This window comes from Bradyrhizobium sp. USDA 3240 (genome assembly GCF_054063295.1).
In genome coordinates this window covers 4,836,786-4,854,413 of record NZ_JBSSGD010000002.1, presented here as the reverse complement: position 1 = coordinate 4,854,413, position 17,628 = coordinate 4,836,786, and the positions used below count along the sequence as shown (strand labels likewise).

The 17,628-nt window shown below is 64.4% G+C and carries 15 protein-coding genes; 9 read left to right on the top strand and 6 right to left on the bottom strand.

Going from position 1 to position 17,628, the window contains the following annotated elements:
* Nucleotides 1–226 precede the first annotated feature (226 nt).
* Nucleotides 227–2,260 (bottom strand): methyl-accepting chemotaxis protein, encoded by a 2,034-nt coding sequence (locus ACVIGA_RS23660; RefSeq protein WP_456668176.1) that lies wholly within the window; start codon nucleotides 2,258–2,260, stop codon nucleotides 227–229.
* A gap of 466 nt (nucleotides 2,261–2,726) precedes the next feature.
* Here ACVIGA_RS23660 and ACVIGA_RS23655 point away from each other — a divergent pair, with 466 nt between their 5' ends.
* On the top strand, nucleotides 2,727–3,899 hold the full coding sequence (locus ACVIGA_RS23655; RefSeq protein WP_456668175.1) for an FIST N-terminal domain-containing protein: 1,173 nt from the start codon (nucleotides 2,727–2,729) through the stop codon (nucleotides 3,897–3,899).
* Nucleotides 3,896–5,269, top strand: coding sequence for an ATP-binding response regulator (locus ACVIGA_RS23650; protein WP_375778109.1), 1,374 nt, complete (start codon nucleotides 3,896–3,898; stop codon nucleotides 5,267–5,269). Before ACVIGA_RS23655 ends, ACVIGA_RS23650 begins: the two co-directional genes overlap by 4 nt.
* Here the strand turns inward: ACVIGA_RS23650 and ACVIGA_RS23645 are convergent.
* The 4 genes from ACVIGA_RS23645 to ACVIGA_RS23630 form a co-directional block, all read right to left on the bottom strand.
* Nucleotides 5,264–6,004: a LuxR C-terminal-related transcriptional regulator gene (locus tag ACVIGA_RS23645; protein ID WP_456668174.1), complete on the bottom strand. Its 741-nt coding sequence runs from the start codon at nucleotides 6,002–6,004 to the stop codon at nucleotides 5,264–5,266. The genes ACVIGA_RS23650 and ACVIGA_RS23645 overlap by 6 nt on opposite strands.
* 118 nt (nucleotides 6,005–6,122) lie before the next feature.
* A complete protein-coding gene (locus ACVIGA_RS23640) occupies nucleotides 6,123–6,803 on the bottom strand; it encodes a response regulator (protein ID WP_456668173.1) in 681 nt (226 codons plus the stop codon).
* A 138-nt stretch (nucleotides 6,804–6,941) separates the two neighbouring features.
* Nucleotides 6,942–8,144 (bottom strand): c-type cytochrome, encoded by a 1,203-nt coding sequence (locus tag ACVIGA_RS23635; RefSeq protein ID WP_456670872.1) that lies wholly within the window; start codon nucleotides 8,142–8,144, stop codon nucleotides 6,942–6,944.
* Nucleotides 8,145–8,171: 27 nt separating this feature from the next.
* The gene (locus ACVIGA_RS23630) at nucleotides 8,172–9,839 is read right to left on the bottom strand and encodes a PQQ-dependent dehydrogenase, methanol/ethanol family (protein ID WP_456668172.1); all 1,668 of its coding nucleotides are present in this window, start codon (nucleotides 9,837–9,839) and stop codon (nucleotides 8,172–8,174) included.
* Here ACVIGA_RS23630 and ACVIGA_RS23625 point away from each other — a divergent pair.
* The 5 genes from ACVIGA_RS23625 to ACVIGA_RS23605 all read left to right on the top strand — a co-directional run bounded on the left by ACVIGA_RS23625 (nucleotide 9,823) and on the right by ACVIGA_RS23605 (nucleotide 15,382).
* Complete coding sequence (locus ACVIGA_RS23625) at nucleotides 9,823–10,023, top strand: hypothetical protein (RefSeq protein WP_456668171.1); 201 nt, start codon at nucleotides 9,823–9,825, stop codon at nucleotides 10,021–10,023. The two genes, ACVIGA_RS23630 and ACVIGA_RS23625, sit on opposite strands and share 17 nt — an antisense overlap.
* 268 nt (nucleotides 10,024–10,291) lie before the next feature.
* The gene (locus ACVIGA_RS23620) at nucleotides 10,292–10,777 is read left to right on the top strand and encodes a (2Fe-2S)-binding protein (protein WP_097675807.1); all 486 of its coding nucleotides are present in this window, start codon (nucleotides 10,292–10,294) and stop codon (nucleotides 10,775–10,777) included.
* Between the two features lie 90 nt (nucleotides 10,778–10,867).
* Nucleotides 10,868–13,207, top strand: coding sequence for a xanthine dehydrogenase family protein molybdopterin-binding subunit (locus ACVIGA_RS23615; protein ID WP_456668170.1), 2,340 nt, complete (start codon nucleotides 10,868–10,870; stop codon nucleotides 13,205–13,207).
* Nucleotides 13,208–13,220: 13 nt separating this feature from the next.
* On the top strand, nucleotides 13,221–14,021 hold the full coding sequence (locus ACVIGA_RS23610; RefSeq protein WP_456668169.1) for an FAD binding domain-containing protein: 801 nt from the start codon (nucleotides 13,221–13,223) through the stop codon (nucleotides 14,019–14,021).
* Nucleotides 14,022–14,269: 248 nt separating this feature from the next.
* The gene (locus ACVIGA_RS23605; RefSeq protein WP_375778104.1) at nucleotides 14,270–15,382 is read left to right on the top strand and encodes a CaiB/BaiF CoA transferase family protein; all 1,113 of its coding nucleotides are present in this window, start codon (nucleotides 14,270–14,272) and stop codon (nucleotides 15,380–15,382) included.
* Nucleotides 15,383–15,502: 120 nt separating this feature from the next.
* Here the strand turns inward: ACVIGA_RS23605 and hppD are convergent, their stop codons facing one another.
* Nucleotides 15,503–16,621, bottom strand: coding sequence for a 4-hydroxyphenylpyruvate dioxygenase (hppD, locus tag ACVIGA_RS23600; protein WP_456668168.1), 1,119 nt, complete (start codon nucleotides 16,619–16,621; stop codon nucleotides 15,503–15,505).
* 123 nt (nucleotides 16,622–16,744) lie between these two features.
* Here hppD and ACVIGA_RS23595 point away from each other — a divergent pair, with 123 nt between their 5' ends.
* Nucleotides 16,745–17,221, top strand: coding sequence for an Lrp/AsnC family transcriptional regulator (locus ACVIGA_RS23595; RefSeq protein ID WP_456668167.1), 477 nt, complete (start codon nucleotides 16,745–16,747; stop codon nucleotides 17,219–17,221).
* Between the two features lie 84 nt (nucleotides 17,222–17,305).
* Entirely contained in the window at nucleotides 17,306–17,617 is a 312-nt protein-coding gene (locus ACVIGA_RS23590; protein ID WP_456668166.1) for a DUF1272 domain-containing protein, read from the top strand.
* The last annotated feature ends 11 nt before the right edge of the window (nucleotides 17,618–17,628 follow it).

Below are 17,628 nucleotides of genomic sequence, written 5' to 3'. Positions count from 1 at the left end.
AGCCCGGCAAGGGTTCCCGCAATGCGGCAAGGCGAGGAAAGTCGTTCTTTCGCTGACAGCAATTTGAGCTGAATTGATTTGTCGTCCCGGCGTAGGCCGGGACCCATACGCCGCGGCCATTGGAAAGGGCACGCGGCAAGTTATCCGTACGCCAACATGCAGCCGTGGTTATGGGTCCCGGCCTGCGCCGGAACGACGATAGTTGATAGGCCAGATCGCGCGCCGCTTACGCCGCGCGGATGTTCGCCATGAAGCGGTCGAGTTCCTCGCGCAGCCGCGAGCTCTCGACCGACAGCGAGCGGGCCGAGTTCAGCACCTCTTCGGAGGCGACTCCCGTCTCGGTGGCGCCGCGGTTGACCTGGGTGACACTGGAGGCGGCTTCCTGGGTGCCCTGCGCGACGTTCTGCACGCTGCGTGCAATCTCCTGCGTTGCCGCGCTCTGCTGCTCGACCGAGCTCGCGATGTTGGTCGCGATCCCGGAGATCTGCCCGATCGTGCCGCCGATCTCCTTGATCGCGGCGACCGATTCCTGCGTCGCGGCCTGCATGCCCGAGATGTGGGTGGAGATCTCGTCGGTGGCTCTCGCGGTCTGGCTCGCCAGCGACTTCACCTCGGAGGCGACCACCGCGAAGCCGCGGCCCGCGTCGCCGGCACGCGCAGCCTCGATGGTGGCGTTCAGCGCCAGGAGGTTGGTCTGCTCGGCGATCGCCGTGATCAGCTTGACCACGTCGCCGATCTCCTGCGCGGCGCGCGAGAGCTTGCCGATCCGGGCGTCGGTCTGCTCGGCCTGACGTACGGCGGAATCGGCGATCTGGCTGGATTCCTTGGCGCGACGGCCGATCTCGTCGACCGACGCCGACAGCTCCTCGGTCGCGGAGGCGACCGATTGCATGTTGCTGGAGGCCTCTTCGGAGGCGCCGGCGACCTGGCTCGACAGGTTCTGCGTGGTCTCCGCAGTGCGGGTCAGCGTACCGGCCGCGGATTCGAGCTGCACGGCGGAAGCCGACACATTGGAGACAATCGAGCCGACAGCGGATTCGAATTCGTCGGCGAAGCGAATGAGCTCGGCGCGCCGTGCGGTGGCGCTCGCCTTGTTCTGCGCTTCCTGGGTCGCGGCGTCGCGCTCGGCCTTGGCGACCGCCTGGACCTTGAACTCTTCGACAGCACCGGCCATCTCGCCGAGCTCGTCGCGGCGGCCGAGGCCCGGCAGCACCACGTCGAAATTGCCGGCCGCGAGCTCGCGCATCGCTGCACACATCGCCGCGATCGGGCGCGAAATGCCCTTGCCGAGCAGGAATGCCCACACCAGCCCGAGCACCAAGCTGCCGACGGCAAGCATCAGGATCAGCTGCTCGGTTTCACCGATCATGGAATGCGATTCGGTCTCGAGCCGCTTCTGGTCGGCGAGCAGATCGGATTTCATCCCCGCCGCACCCTGGCTGATGGCGGCCGCGGATTCCGTCATCTCGACGATCAATTCGTCGATCGACTTCGCATTCGCGATCAGCTTGGCCAGCGCCTCGCGGTATTCTTCAAGCAGCCCCGTAATGTCTTTCACGCCCTGGCTGATCCGCTCGTTCTTCGAGGTGATCCCCTTCACGAGATTGTCGGCGAATTTCAGCCGGGCGAGCGCGCTGGAGGCAACGGTCTTGTCGCCGTTGACGACGAACGTGTTGACGGCGCCGGTGATCGACTGCAGCTGGTCGGCAACCTTCTTGGCGCCGAACTGAATCGACTGCAGCTCGGAATCGTCGGCATTGCTCGGCAGATCGTCGAGCTTGTAGCGCATCGAGGTCGCACTGCGGACCAGTCTGTTCTGCGCGGTCTGCGCGCTGTCGTCCTTGATGCGGACGATCTCGGCAAAGATCTTGGTGAAGGCACGGAATTCGCGCTCCAGCTTGGTGATCTGCTCGAGCCGGGCCGGATTGGTGGTGCCCTTCATCGACGCCACGATGGCGTCCTTCAGGCTGGCCTCGGCGGCGAGCGCGGCCTTGGCGTCGTCCTCCTTGCCGGTGGCGACGTAGTAGCGCGCCAGCGAGCGGTAGGAGATCAATTCGCGATCGATGTTGCGGGCGAGATCAGCTTCCGCGACGCTCTGGCGGTAAGAGCCGACACCGGCGGAGACCCGCTCGAAGCCCATATAGGCAAAGCCCATGGTTGCCGCCGACAGCGCCAGCGTGACGGCAAAGCCGAGCATGATCTTGGCTTGAAATCTGAGGGTTGGGAACCTGATCGACAGCGATCGCTTGAGTCCCGGCATTCCAACCCCCGTCTTCATTCTGAAAACCACGCGGGGTCCGGCAGCAACCCGCCCCAGCCCCCGGAGGGCAAAACTAAGGCAGAATCAATAAGGCCCGGTAAATGAGCAACAGGGTCAGCCAATTCGGCGCGCTACTACCTTGGTCGGGCTCGGGGGGTGGGCAAGGTGATTGACGCGCGGGTCCGGCCCGATACTTTAGAACCGATCAACCCTGTCCCTGCCCGGGCCAGGAAAACACATCGGGAGGTGTCCCATGTCATCGCGTCGAGCGGCGCCGTTGGCGCTTGCGGCGAGCGCAGCTGCCGGCAAAGTCGCCCGGCCCATGACATTTCCCCTCACGACCTAGAAGATACCAGCAGGCCTGACCGCAACCAAATCGCGGCATGGCCCGTATGCCCTTACGACCCGTGCTGTCACGACAGGCCGCGCCAAGAAAAACAAAAAATTCTGGTCAGGGAGAACGCCTTTGGCGAAGCAGAACGGCAGCGCCACCGACAGCATTGTCGTGGTGCAGGCAAAGACCGACGGACCGCGGCAAGCAGCCGACGAGATCGCGCGCCAATTGGCGGCGGCCGATCTCGCGATGCTCGTGGTGTTCGTCTCGCCGTTTTATGACCCCAAGGAATTCATTGCCGAACTGTCGAGGCAGATGGGCGACGTTCCGATCTTCGGCTGCACCACGGCGGGCGAACTGTCGCCCGGTGGCTGGGACGAGGACAGCGTCGTCGCGATGGGCTTTATCGCCGCCGATTTCGTCATCGCGGCCCGGCCGCTGTTCGATCTCGCGACGTTCCGGGTCGATCACGGCCGCTCGATGTGCACCGAGCTGCAAAGCGAATTCGCGCAACGCACCGAGCATTGCGACCACACCGAGGATTCCTTTGGGCTGCTCTTCATCGACGGCATGTGCCAGCGTGAGGAAACGATCATGTCGGCGATCTATGCATCGCTCGGCGACATTCCGGTGGTCGGCGGCTCCGCCGGAGACGGCCTGCGCTTCGAGAAGTCGTGGGTCTTCCACGGCGGTCAGGCCCATACCGACGCCGCCGTCCTGATCCTGATCCGGACCCGGCTGCCGTTCCGCACCTTCAAATGCGACCATTTCGAGCCGACCTCGACCAAGATGGTGGTGACCGAGGCCGACATCGAGCACCGCATCGTCAAGGAACTGAATGCCGAGCCCGCCGCGCTGGAATATTCCCGCGCCGTCGGCCTCAGCGACAGCAAGCTCGAACTGTTCTCCTTCGCCGCGCATCCGGTCCTGGTGCGTGTCGGCGGCGCTTATTACGCGCGGTCGATCCAGCGCACCAATCCGGACGGGTCGCTGCAATTCTTCTGCGCCATCGACGAGGGCATGGTGCTGACGGTGGCGCGCGAGCGCGACCCGATCGACGTGACGAGCCGCCTGCTCAAGGAGCTGACCGAGGAGCTCGGCGAGGTCTCGATGTTCATCGGCTTCGAATGCGTGCTGCGCCGGCTCGATGTCGAGCAGCGCCAGCTGTCGCGGGAGATGTCGGAGCTCTATCGCCGCAACAAAGTGATTGGCTTTCAGACCTATGGCGAGCAGTATCGCTCCATGCATGTCAACCAGACGCTGACCGGCATCGCCATCGGCAAGCGCGCTGTCGCGCCGCAATGACCGACAGCAAGACCACGCGCATTGCGGCCCTCGAACGCGAAGCCGAGAAGCTGCGCAAGATCAACGCCGCGCTGATGTCGCGCGTCGAACGGTCGACCGACCAGCAGCTCAACGCTTTCTCGCTGTTCGAAACAGCCATCGCGCTGGATCAGCAAGTGCGCGACCGCACCCAGCAGCTCAAGCAGGCGCTACAATCGCTGGAGAAAACCAACGGACGCCTGCTGCAGGCCAAGCAGCAGGCCGAGGCGGCAAGCTCGCTGAAATCATCGGTGCTGGTTTCGGTGACGCACGACCTGTTGCAGCCGCTCAACGCAGCGCGGCTGACGCTGTCCGCGCTGACCGAGATGGCCAGCGAACCCAAGAGCGGCGCGCTGACTGACCAGATCGACCGTTCGCTGGCGACGCTGGAAGACATGCTGCGGACGCTGCTCGACATCTCGAAGCTCGATGCCGGCGTGCTCCGGCCCGAATTCGGTCCGGTCGCGATCGCCTCGCTGTTCGAGCCGCTTGAGCACGAATTTGTAGCTACCGCCGCGAAGCGCAACCTTGGCTTCAAGATCATGCCGTCATCGGCGGTGGTGCGCTCCGATCCGCTGATGCTGCGCCGGATCCTGCAGAACCTTGTGGCCAATGCGCTGCGCTACACCCAGCGCGGCACCGTGCTGATGGGATGCCGCCTCCAGGGCGACGACATCTGCATCGAGGTGCATGACACCGGGCCGGGCATCCCGGAGGCCCAGCGCGAGGCCATCTTCGTCGAGTTTCAGCGTGGCGACGCCGGTGCCGGCGACAAGGCGGGCATCGGGCTCGGCCTATCGATCGTGCGCCGGTTTGCCGACCTGCTCGGCCATGACATCAGGCTGAGTTCGCGCGCCGGCAAGGGCTCGGTGTTCTCGGTCACCGTGCCCCGCACCCTCGATCCGGTTGCGATCCCGGTACGCGAACAGGCCAGCGTCGATTATCGCTATGGCGGCATGGAAGGCGCGAAGATCCTGCTGATCGAGAACGACCTGTCGAGCGCCGAAGGCCTCGCCCATCTGCTGGAGAAATGGGGCTGCGACGTCGCGGTGACGATCTCCAAGACGGAAGCGCTCGAGCGCATCCACGCGCTGGACGGCATCCCCGACGCCATCATCGCCGACCTGCATCTCGACAATGGCGAGACCGGCATCCAGGCCGTCGACGTGATCCGCGGCGAGATCAACGCCAAGGTTCCGGCGATCATCGTGACCGCCGACTACTCGGCCAAGGCCGCTTCCGACGTCTCGGCCTTCGGCCACGAACTATTGAAGAAGCCGATCAAGCCGGCCGAGATGCGCTCGCTGCTGTCGTTCCTGCTGGCGGCCGAGCAGTCGAATGCGCGGCTATGAGTCCGCACCGGGCGGCGTGGCCGTCACCGGCGCGTGGTCGTGCTTGCCGAAATCCAGTTTCGACAGCGCGATGATGGCCTCGGTCCGGCTGCGCACGCCGAGCTTCCGCAGGATCTCCGAGACATGCACCTTGACGGTGGTGACCGAGATGTCGAGCTGATAGGCGATGTGCTTGTTCTGCAGGCCGCGGCAGATCATGTCGAGCACGCGTAGCTGCTGCGCGGTGAACTGGCCGAGCTGCTGGACCAATTGCTTGGTGTCGGCCTGGCCCTTCCGGGCGGCAGCCGAATCGCGGAAACGCGTCGGCAGGCATACCTCGCCTTCGAGAATGCCGCGCAGCAGCCGCGCCAGCTCGAGCTTCGGCGTCGACTTCGGAATGAATCCGGAAATCCCGAGCGAGATGGCGCCGCCGATGATCCTGGAATCGTCATGCGCCGACACGATGACGAGCGCGCTGCGCGGCGCCGCGGCCCGTACCCGATAGGCGCCGAGCAGACCCGTGGTACCCGGCATCGACAGATCGAGCAGGATCAGATCGAGGCCCTCGCGCGCGGCGATCACGTCGAGCGCACCATCGATCGAGGTCGCCTGCAGCACCTCGGCGTCGGGAAACTCGGCCCCGATCACACCGATCAGGGCAGCACGGAACAGCGGGTGATCCTCGACGATCAGCAGTCGAGGCGCACCCGCTCTATCGACCGGCGGCTCGTCCGCCAGGGGCGCGGTCGTGGTCAATGCTGCGCCGTCCTCCCTCGGATGCTCATGACAGCCATTGTGCGCAGGACATTATCTCAAAGCCGACCGGCAGCCTATAGGTAGCACCCCGGATGCCCTCGCCTTGCAGCGCAGCAACCTAGGGCGCCTTCTCTGCCTTCGCAACCGAGCTGGCTTCAAAGACGGGAAGCGGAATCTTGCCGAGCTCGATGATCGCCTTGTTGCGGCTGAACAGCTTCAGCTTGCGCAGGATCTCGGTGACATGCGCCTTCACCGTGGATTCCGCGAGCTTGAGCTCGGAGGCGATCTCGCGGTTCTGCAAGCCGCGGATGATCAGATGCAGCACGCGGATTTGCTGCGGCGTCAGCTTCTGGATCCGCTCGCGCAGCGTCCGCGCGGTCTCGGACTGATCCAGCGCGCCGACCGCGACGAAATCCCGCGGCGCCGAGACCGATCCGCTCAGCACGCGCGCGATCGCCTGCGACAACTCGCCGAGCGAGGTCGATTTCGGCAGATAGCCGACCGCGCCCATTTCCAGCGCCTCGCGGATGGTGTGCTTGTCCTCTTCACTGGAGACGATGGCAATCGGCAGCCGCGGATAGCGATCCCTGATCTTCTGGAAGCCGGAGAAGCCGACGACGTCGGGCAGCAGCAGATCGAGCAGCGCGAGGTCGATATTCGGCTCGCTGGCGAGGATGCCAAGCGCGCCCTTGATCGAGGTCGCCTCATAGATCCGGGCATCGGGATGCGAGATGCGGATGGCATTGCCAAGCGCCTCCCCAAACAGGGGGTGATCGTCGATGATCAGGAACCCCATCATGAGGACCCTCGCACTGCGCGAGCCTTTTCCGTTCCGATTAAATCGGAACGGGGCTCTCGATTCATGTTCTGACGCGTTTTCTTCACGCGAACCGGTGTCCACTTCGCTCGAAAACGCTTCTATTGCGGATCGCGGCAGCTAGTTCGATCCGCCGCTATCCTGCACACTCTGCAGATAGGCATATACGTTTCTGAGCTCGTCGTCGCTGAAGACGTCTTTCCAGGCCGGCATGCCCTTGGCCGGCCGCCCGTCATGGACCGTCTTCCAGAATGTCGTTTCCATGTCGTCAGCATAGCGCTTCTTCAGCAGCCTGAGATCGATCTTTCGCTCGGCCTGCACCGCATCCGGGCCATGACAATGCGCGCAGGTGCCGTTGAAGACCTCCCGCCCCGCCGTGGCATCGCCCTTGGCATCCCCGGTGGTCACAGCTGTTTGAACCGGCTTCTCGGTCGCGGCCGCCTGCCCGACCGTCACCGGCTCGGCCGCGCCAGTGGACGACGTCGTCGCCCGATCCGCCTGGCCGAACTTCACCGGAGCGCCGTCCGGCACACCGTATTTGGCAAACAGGGCGGAAATCTCCGGCCCCAGCGAGGGCAGCACGCCGTCGACTTCATCGCGCAGCGCGCCGGACGCCTTGGCGAAGCCGATCGCGGTCGCCCAGAGCAGGCCGTCACCCTCGGTCGACACGATCTGGTACTTGTCGCCATAGGTCGTCTTGTTGAGCCAGCCCGCCACCGGCGCCCAGATGAAGGCGATGTCCGCCTTGCCCTGTTCGAGGGCCGCCATGCCCTCCTCCGGGCTGAGCACGGTGACCTTCTGGATGTCGTCACGCAGCGCCAGCAGATTTTGCGGCGTCGACTGATACTGCACCGCAACCCGCAATCCCTTGAGGTCGTCGATGCCGGCGAGCTTGCGATCCTTGCCGCCGACCAGCGCGTAACCTTCATGGGCAATCGGCTTCGAGAAGATCACCGAAGGGCCCATGAAATCGTCGATCAGCGGCAGGCCGACCATGGCGTCGCACTGCTTGCTGAGCAGCGTCTCCCGTACGGTGCGCTTGCCGAAATAGGACTTGTACCAATTGGTGCTCACCGTGCGGCCGAGCTTTTGCGCCACCGCCTGGCCGATCTCGAGATAGAGGCCGGGCTTGCCCGGTTGGTCGCTCGAGAACGGCAGGTTGGTCGGGTCGGCGCAGAGCCGCAGCGGCGGTTTTGCCTCCTCGGCGCCGGCCGCCAGGGCCGGCACCATAAGGAAGGCGGAGAGCAGCACGGTCCGGATTGCATGTTCCAACCGCGTGGTGCGCGAGGGGGTGCGCAGTTCGTTTCGGGCGATGCAGGACACGGACAATGCTGCCTCCTAGACGATTGTTTACTGCAGGGCGAACACGAACAGCGAACCGCCTTCGGGCGCCGCGGCGACCATCTTCTTGCCGATGTCGCCGAGGAAGGCCGGCAGCGCCGCGGTGCGTCCCACCACGATCGCAACATACTGCTTGCCGTCGACCGAATAGGTCACCGGACCCGCGCCGATGCCGCTGCCGAGGTTCTTGCTCCACACCACCTTGCCGTTCTTGGCATCGATGGCGCGGAAATCGCCGTGCAGATTGCCCGAAAACACCAAATTGCCGCCCGTCGTCAGCGTGCCGCCGTTGAAGGGCAGGTCTTCCTTGATGCTCCACACCTTCTTGTTGGCGACCGGATCCCAGGCCACGAGTTCGCCGAGGAAGCCACCGGGGCCTTCCTTGGTCGGGAATTCAGCGCCGAGGTAGAACACGCCGCGCTTGTAGTTCACGTCAGAGACCGACCAATCCATGCAGACATTGTTGGTCGGGATGTAGACGAGGCCGGTCTGCGGGTTGAACGACATCGGCTGCCAGTTCTTGCCGCCGATCAGGTTCGGACAGATGTCCTTGGCGGGATGGCCGGGGCCCGGACGCTTGTCCGGATCCTCTTCCGCCCGCATCGTGTTGATGTCCCACTTCTTGGCCCAGTTGGCGAAGACGTACTTCTCGGCCGAGATCATCTTGCCGGTCTCGCGGTTGGCCACGAAGAAGAAGCCGTTGCGGTCCGCCTTCATCAGGACCGGCGTCTCGCTGCCCTTGATCTTGAGGTCGGCGAGCAGCAGCTCGTTGACGCCGTCATAATCCCAGGCGTCGGCCGGCGTGCCCTGGATGTGCCACTTGATCTTGCCGGTGTTCGGATCGATCGCCAGCGTCGAGGCGGTGTAGAGGTTGGTCAGCTTGCCGAAATTACCGTCGCCGGTGGAGCGCACGCCGGTATTCCAGGGTCCCGGATTGCTGGTCCCCCAGTAGACGGTGTCGGACTTGGCGTCGTAGGAGCCGACCAGCCAGGCGGCGCCGCCGCCATGCAGCCCGGTGTCGCCCTTCCAGGTGTCGCTGCCGGGTTCACCCGGCGCCGGCACCGTGTAGGTCTGCCAGAGCAGCTTGCCGTCCTTGAGCGAGAAGGCCTGCAACGAGCCGCGGACGCCATATTCGCCGCCGCCGAAGCCGGTGATCACCTTGTCGCGGACGATCAGCGGTGGCGAGGTGATGACCGAGCCCTGCTTGTAGTCGACGACCGTCGAGGTCCAAAGCTCCTTGCCGGTCTCGGCGTCGAGCGCGGTCAGCTTGCCGTCGAGCCGGCCGACGAAGATCTTGCCGTCGGCATAGGACACGCCGCGATTATTGACGTCGCAGCAGGCGTATTGAAGCACGTCGTCCGGAATGTCCGGCTGCCAGGTCCATTTGCGCGCGCCGGTCGCGGCATCGACCGCGTAGACGTATTTCGGCCCCCACGACGTCGACACATACAGCGTCTTGCCGATCACCAGCGGTGACGACTCGTTGGAGCGCAGCGAGGCCAGCGACAGCGAATAGACCAGCTGCAGCTTGCCCGCGTTCTCGGAATTGATCTGCTTCAGGGGGCTGAAGCGCGTATTGCCGTAGTCGTGGCCGGCGATCGCCCATCCGTTCGGATCGGACGCCGCCTTCACGACGGAATCATTCGCTTTCGACGCGCCAATGCTTGCCATCGCCATGGCGACCAGCGATACACCGGCAAAGAAAATCCCGCTCCTCAGCTTCATTGGCTTCCTCCAATATGGTTTCGTTGCCGCGATGGATGCATCGCGCGCGCGGATCGATACCCAATTTCATGATCCAGCGATCTGCTGTCGCTGCGTCGCCATTGAAAATGACAGCAACGCTATTGCGTCGTTATAGGCGGAAGGTAGTAGCAATCGCGGCGGCGATTTTCGGCGCACCGTCGCACCATCCGCCTGCCGAAAACCGCTTGCAGTGCGGCGTGATTTCGTCGCGCCGGAGCATGCCCATGGCAGCTTGCAAATTGCCCCTCGAACGGCTGCCTGCTAGGATCGGAATTACAGCCCGGCGCCTTCACGACAGGGCCGCACCTACGACTTTGATCGCGGTTACGTCCCATATGAAGCGTGGTCTACTGGGCCCATAACGAAGCTATTGGGAGAAACGCGTGTCTACAGTCAAACTGACGGTAAACGGCAGGGCGGTTTCGGTCGACGTCGAGGACCGGACCCTCCTCGTGCATCTCTTGCGCGAAAACCTCAACCTCACTGGCACCCATGTCGGCTGCGATACCAGCCAGTGCGGCGCCTGCGTCGTCCATGTCGATGGACGGGCAGTCAAATCCTGCACCATGCTGGCCGGCCAGGCCGCGGGCTCCAACGTCACCACGATCGAAGGCCTCGCCAAGGGCGACGAGTTGCACCCGATGCAGGCGGCGTTCCGCGACAATCACGGCCTGCAGTGCGGCTATTGCACCCCCGGCATGATCATGTCCGCGGTCGATATCGTGCACCGCCATGGCGGCAAGCTCGACGAGGAAACGGTTCGCCACGAGCTCGAAGGCAACATCTGCCGCTGCACCGGCTACCACAACATCGTCAAGGCGGTGCTCGATGCAGCCGGCCGCATGAAGGTCGCGCAGGCCGCCGAATAGCCGGCCCACGCAGTACACACGATCAAGCTCATCACCGCCGGTCTCGATGGAAACGGCGGCAAATCGAATCTCCGTTGGGAGGACTAGACTATGGGTGTTGAAGGAATTGGCGCACGCGTCGTGCGCAAGGAAGATCGCCGGTTCATTACCGGACAAGGAAAATACGTCGACGACGTCAAGATGGTGGGCATGAGCTACGCTCACTTCATCCGCAGCCCGCATGCACATGCCAAGGTCAAGGGCATCAACTCCACCGAGGCCATGAAGATGCCCGGCGTGATCGCGGTGCTGACCGGACAGCAGATCGTCGACGACAAGGTCGGCAATCTGATCTGCGGCTGGGCCATCACCTCGAAAGACGGCTCGCCGATGAAAATGGGCGCGTGGCCGGCGATGGCGCCGGAGACCGTGCGCTTCGTCGGACAGGCCGTCGCAGTCGTGATCGCCGAGACCAAGAACCTGGCCAAGGACGCGGCGGAAGCCGTCGTCGTCGACTACGAAGAACTTCCCGCGGTGGCCGACGTCAGGGCCGCGATCAAGTCGGGCGCACCGCAACTGCATCCCGAAGCCCCCGGCAACATCGTCTATGACTGGCATATCGGCGACGAAGCCGCGGTCGGCGACGCCTTCAGCAAGGCCGCCAACGTGGTGACGCTCGAGCTCACCAACAACCGCCTGGTGCCGAACGCGATGGAGCCGCGCGCGGCGGTCGCGCAATACGACCAGGCCGAAGAGCACTACACGCTCTACACCACCTCGCAGAACCCGCACGTCGCCCGCCTCGTGCTGTCGGCGTTCTACAACATCGCGCCCGAGCACAAGCTGCGCGTCATCGCACCCGACGTCGGCGGCGGCTTCGGCTCCAAGATCTACATCTATCCGGAAGAGATGGTGGCGCTGTGGGCCTCGAAGAAGGTCAACCGCCCCGTGAAGTGGACCGGCGACCGTTCGGAGGCCTTCCTCACCGACGCACATGGCCGCGACCATGTTTCGAAGGCGGAGATGGCGTTCGACAAGGACAACAAGATCCTTGGCCTGCGGGTGAAGACCCACGCCAATTTCGGCGCCTACATGTCGCTGTTCTCCTCGGCGGTGCCGACCTATCTCTATGCGACGCTACTGTCGGGCCAGTATGTGATCCCGGCGATCTACGCCGAGGTGATCGGCGTTTACACCAACACCACGCCGGTCGACGCCTATCGCGGCGCCGGCCGTCCCGAGGCGAGCTATCTGCTCGAGCGCATGATGGAGACCGCGGCGCGGCAATTGAAGGTCGATCCGACCGAGCTGCGCAAGAAGAACTTCATCAACGCGTTCCCGTATCAGACGCCTGTGATCATGGCGTATGACATCGGCGACTTCCACGCCTCGATCGATGCGGCGATGAAGGCGATCGACTATGCCGGCTTCCCGGCCCGCAAGGCCAAGGCGAAAGCCGATGGCCAGCTGCGCGGCATCGGCGTCTCCTGCTACATCGAGGCCTGCGGCATCGCACCGTCGAAGGCGGTCGGCAGCTTAGGGGCCGGCGTCGGCCTGTGGGAATCGGCCGAGATCCGCGTCAATCCGGTCGGCACCATCGAGGTGCTCACCGGCTCGCACAGCCACGGCCAGGGCCACGAAACGACGTTCTGCCAGATCATCGCCGAGCGGCTCGGCGTGCCGATCAGCCAGGTCTCGATCGTCCATGGCGACACTGACAAAGTGCAGTTCGGCATGGGCACCTACGGCTCGCGCTCGATCGCGGTCGGCGGTGCGGCGATCGTGAAGGCGATGGAGAAGGTGGAAGCCAAGGCCAAGAAGATCGCGGCGCACGCGCTCGAGGCGTCCGAGAGCGACATCGTGATCGAGAACGGCGAGTTCAAGGTCACCGGCACCGACAAGGCGATCGCGCTGCCGATGGTCGCGCTCGCCGCCTACACCGCGCACAATCTGCCCGACGGCATGGAGCCCGGCCTGAAGGAGACGGCGTTCTACGACCCGACCAACTTCACCTTCCCGGCCGGCGCCTATATCTGCGAGCTCGAGGTCGATCCGGGCACCGGCAAGACCACCTTCGTCGACTTCGTGGCGGCGGACGATTTCGGCCGGCTGATCAACCCGATGATCGTCGAGGGCCAGGTCCATGGCGGCTTGGCGCAGGGCATCGGCCAGGCGCTGCTCGAAGGCGCGGTCTATGATGACACCGGTCAGCTCGTGACCGCGTCCTTCATGGACTACACCATGCCGCGTGCCGACGACCTGCCGTCGTTCCAGCTCTCCCACACCACGACGCTGTGTCCGGGCAACCCGCTCGGCGTCAAGGGCTGCGGCGAAGCCGGCGCGATCGGCGCCTCTGCTGCCGTGATCAACGCGATCACGGACGCGATCGGCAACAACAAGTTGGAAATGCCGGCGACGCCCGATCGCGTCTGGCACGCCATTCACGGTTGAGGGAGGAAGAGCCATGTACGAGACCAATTATCACCGCGCTTCCTCGATCGACGATGCCGTGGCGCAGTTCGCCAAGGGCACGGAGTCCAAGTTCCTGTCCGGCGGACAGACCTTGCTCCCCGTGATGAAGCAGCGACTTGCTTCGCCGTCCGATGTGATCGACGTCGCCAAGATCAAGGACATGATCGGCATCGACGTGTCCGGTGACACCGTGACCATCAAGGCCGCGACCACGCATTACGACGTCGCGCAAAGCGACGCCGTGCAGAAGGCGATCCCGGCGCTTGCCCATCTGGCGTCGATGATCGGCGACCCCGCCGTGCGTCATCGCGGCACGATCGGCGGCTCGCTCGCCAACAACGACCCGGCGGCGGATTATCCGGCGGCGGTACTGGCGCTCGGCGCGACGGTCAAGACCAACAAGCGCTCGATCGCGGCGGAGGACTACTTCAAGGGCCTGTTCACGACGGCGCTCGAGGATGGTGAGATGATCACCGCGGTGTCGTTCCCGGTCCCGGCCAAGGCGGGCTACGCCAAGTTTCCGAACCCGGCGTCGCGCTTCGCCCTGACCGGCGTGTTCGTCGCCAAGACCAAGTCGGGTGACGTCCGCGTCACCGCGACCGGTGCGTCGCAAAGCGGCGTCATGCGGGTGGGGCCGATCGAGCAGGCGTTGAAGGCGAACTGGGCGGCCTCGGCGCTCGACAGCGTGACGATTCCGGCGAGCGGCCTGCTCGCCGACATCCACGGCTCGGCGGACTATCGCGCCAACCTGATCAAGGTGATGGGACAGCGGGCGGTGACTGCCGCCGGCTGATAGCGCCTAAACACAAGTCGAGCGGCGGCGCGCAGCGATGCGCGCCGTTCGCGTTTGACCGGCGCCTCGTTTTACCGGCGCTACGGGGCAAAAGACGCTTGCCTCATCGCGCGTTCGGCGAGACAATTTAGCTAATCAGCTAATTAAAAATACCGTCCCACGGACGGCTGGGAGAACGCAGGACATTCGGCACCAAGCCAGCCGCAGACACCTCAGCCGCTTAACGCCCACAACGAACGGATAACAACGTGCTCGATAAACCCGCCTCCCAAACCGCTGCCCGCACCTCGGGCCCGCTCGCCGGCTTCCGCATCGTCGAATTCGCCGGCATCGGCCCCGGCCCGTTCGCCTGCATGCTGCTCGCCGACATGGGCGCCGAGGTCATCACCCTCGATCGGGTCGGCGCGGGCAAGAATTTGAAGGCGGTGGCGACCCGCGGCCGCAAGGTCATCGAGCTCGACCTGAAGAACAAGGCGGCGATCGCTGAAGTGCTCGACCTGCTCAGCCATGCCGACGCACTGATCGAAGGTTTTCGTCCGGGCGTGATGGAGCGCCTCGGCCTCGGTCCCGATGTCGTGCTCGCGCGCAATCCGAGGCTGGTCTTCGGCCGCATGACCGGCTGGGGCCAGGAAGGCCCGCTGGCCAACGCCGCCGGCCACGACATCAACTACATCTCGATCACAGGCGCGCTGGCCGCGATCGGCACCAAGGAGAAGCCGGTGCCGCCGCTCAATTTGGTCGGCGATTTCGGCGGCGGTGCGCTCTATCTCGTGGTCGGCGTGCTCGCTGCGCTGCTGGAAGCGCAGAAGTCCGGCAAGGGCCAGGTGGTCGATACCGCGATGTGCGACGGCGCGGCCTCGCTGATGTCGATGTTCTACGACATGGCGGCACAGGGCCGCTGGAGCGGCGGCCGCGACCAGAACTTCCTGGACGGCGGCGCGCATTTCTACGGCGTCTACGAATGCTCCTGCGGCAACTTCATCTCGATCGGCTCGATCGAGCCGCAGTTCTATGCGCTGCTGCGCAAGCATGCCGACCTGACCGACGCCGACTTCGACGCCCAGATGGACCGCAAGGCCTGGCCGGCGCTGAAGGCGAAGCTGGAGAAGGTGTTCAAGAACAAGTCGCGCGCGGACTGGTGCACAATCATGGAAGGCACCGACATCTGTTTCGCCCCGATCCTGACCATGGAAGAGGCTCCGAAGCATCCGCACATGGCGGCGCGCCAGGTGTTCGTCGAGCGCCACGGCGTCACCCAGCCCGCCCCCGCGCCGCGCTTCTCGCGCACGCCGTCCGCGATCCGCGAGCCGGAGTTGGCGAGCATCGGTGACGTGACCAGCGCGTGGAAGGCGGGAAAGTAACTCCGCCGTCATTGCGAGGAGCGAAGCGACGAAGCAATCCATATCTCCACGAGCGGTGAGATGGATTGCTTCGCTTCGCTCGCAATGACGACATAATGCGCCGCGGTCGCCACTCAGCCGTTAGGCCGCGTGATCGACCTTCAGCACGCCGCGGCGGATCTGGTCTTCCTCGATCGATTCGAACAGCGCCTTGAAGTTGCCTTCGCCGAAACCGTCGTCGCCCTTGCGCTGGATGAATTCGAAGAAGATCGGCCCGATCGCGTTCGCTGAGAAGATCTGCAGCAGCACCTTGGTCTGGCCGCCATCGACCACGCCTTCGCCGTCGATCAGGATGCCGTTGGTCTTGAGCCGCGCGGTGTCCTCGCCATGCTGCGGCAGGCGGGCGTCGATCCGTTCGAAATAGGTCTCGGGCGGCGACGGCATGAACGGCAGGCCCTCCGCGCGCAGCGTCTCGACCGTCGAATGGATATCGCGCGCGCCGCAGGCGATGTGCTGGATGCCCTCGCCGCGATAGATGTTGAGATATTCCTCGATCTGTCCGGAATCGCCGGCATCCTCGTTGATCGGAATCCGGATCTTGCCGTCAGGGCTGGTCAACGCGCGGGAGAACAGGCCGGACGCGCGGCCCTCGATGTCGAAGAAGCGGATCTGGCGGAAGTTGAACAGCTTGGCATAGAAGCCGGTCCAGACATCCATGCGGCCGCGATGGACGTTGTGGGTGAGGTGATCGACGTAATAGAGGCCCGAGCCTGCGGGGCGCGGATTCTCTGCTCCTAACCACTCGAACTCCGCATCATAGGCCGAGCCCTTGGCGCCGTAGCGATCGACGAAATACAGCAGGCTGCCGCCGATGCCCTTGATCGCGGGCACATCGAGCGTCTTCTCCGCGGACGACACATTCGCCGGCTCGGCGCCGAGCGCGATCGCGCGCTCATAGGCATGCTTCGCATCGACCACACGGAACGCCATCGACGGCGCGCAAGGGCCGTGCGCGGCGACGAAGTTGAAGCCGTGAGTGCCTGGCTCCTCGTTGACGAGATAGTTGATGTCGCCCTGGCGATAGACCGTGATCTTCTTGGTCTTGTGGCAGGCGACCGCGACAAAGCCCATCAGCTTGAACAGGGCATGCAGCTCGCCGGGGTTGGGGTGGGCATATTCGACGAACTCGAAGCCGTCGGTGCCCATCGGGTTCTCAGTGCTGATTTCGGCCGGCGGTGCATCGTGCGGAAACGGACCCATGACGGTAACTCCCTGATTTGTCTCAAGATCAGTTTCCGTCACCTTCTGCGCAACGTGCGTGCAAAATAGCCCCTGATTTGCTAGAATCGCGCACGATCCGTGCATGAAATGGACCATCTGCGCATGCCAGACGTCGATGCCTTCGACCTCAAAATGCTCGCCGCGCTGCAGGACGACGGCCGGCTGACCAACCAGCAGCTCGCCGACCTGGTCGGGCTCTCCGCCTCGCAATGCTCGCGGCGGCGGATGCGGCTGGAGGAGGAGAAGGTGATCGCGGGCTACCACGCCGATCTCGCCGGCGAGGCGCTCGGCTTCGGCCTGATCGCGTTCATCCACATCACGCTCGCGACCCATTCACCCGACAACGCCAAGCGGTTTCGGGAATTGGTCAACCGCGTCGATGACATCCAGGAAGCCTATGCGCTGACCGGCGACGCCGATTACGTGCTGAAGGTGATGCTGCGCGACCTCAAGAGCCTGTCCGACATCGTCAACAACGTGCTGATGCCGCACCAGAGCGTGGCGCATGTGCGCTCATCGATCGTGCTCGACCGCCTGAAGGAGAGCACCAAGCTGCCGTTGAAGTCGCTACAGGCGTGATGGCTCAAATCGAGGGAATTCCGTCATTCGCTTCGGCGACACGACCTGCGATCATTCCTCCAACATCCAGCTAGAGAGGCGACCATGGCGCTGCAGCTGCGACCGAACTGCGAGTATTGCGACAAGGACCTGCCACCGAGCGCGCTGGAGGCGCGGATCTGTTCGTACGAATGCACGTTCTGTGCGGATTGTGCGGAGACCAAGCTCGGCAATGTCTGCCCGAACTGCGGCGGCGGTTTTGCGCCGCGGCCGATCCGCCCGGCCAAGCCGTGGCGCCCCGGCGTCTGCACCGTGAACCAGCCGCCGTCGGACAAGCGGATGCATCTGAAATACAGCCTCGAGGACTGCGCGGCGAACACGGCGCGGCTGAGGGATGTCAGGCCCGAGGAGCGGTGAGCTCTCCTCGT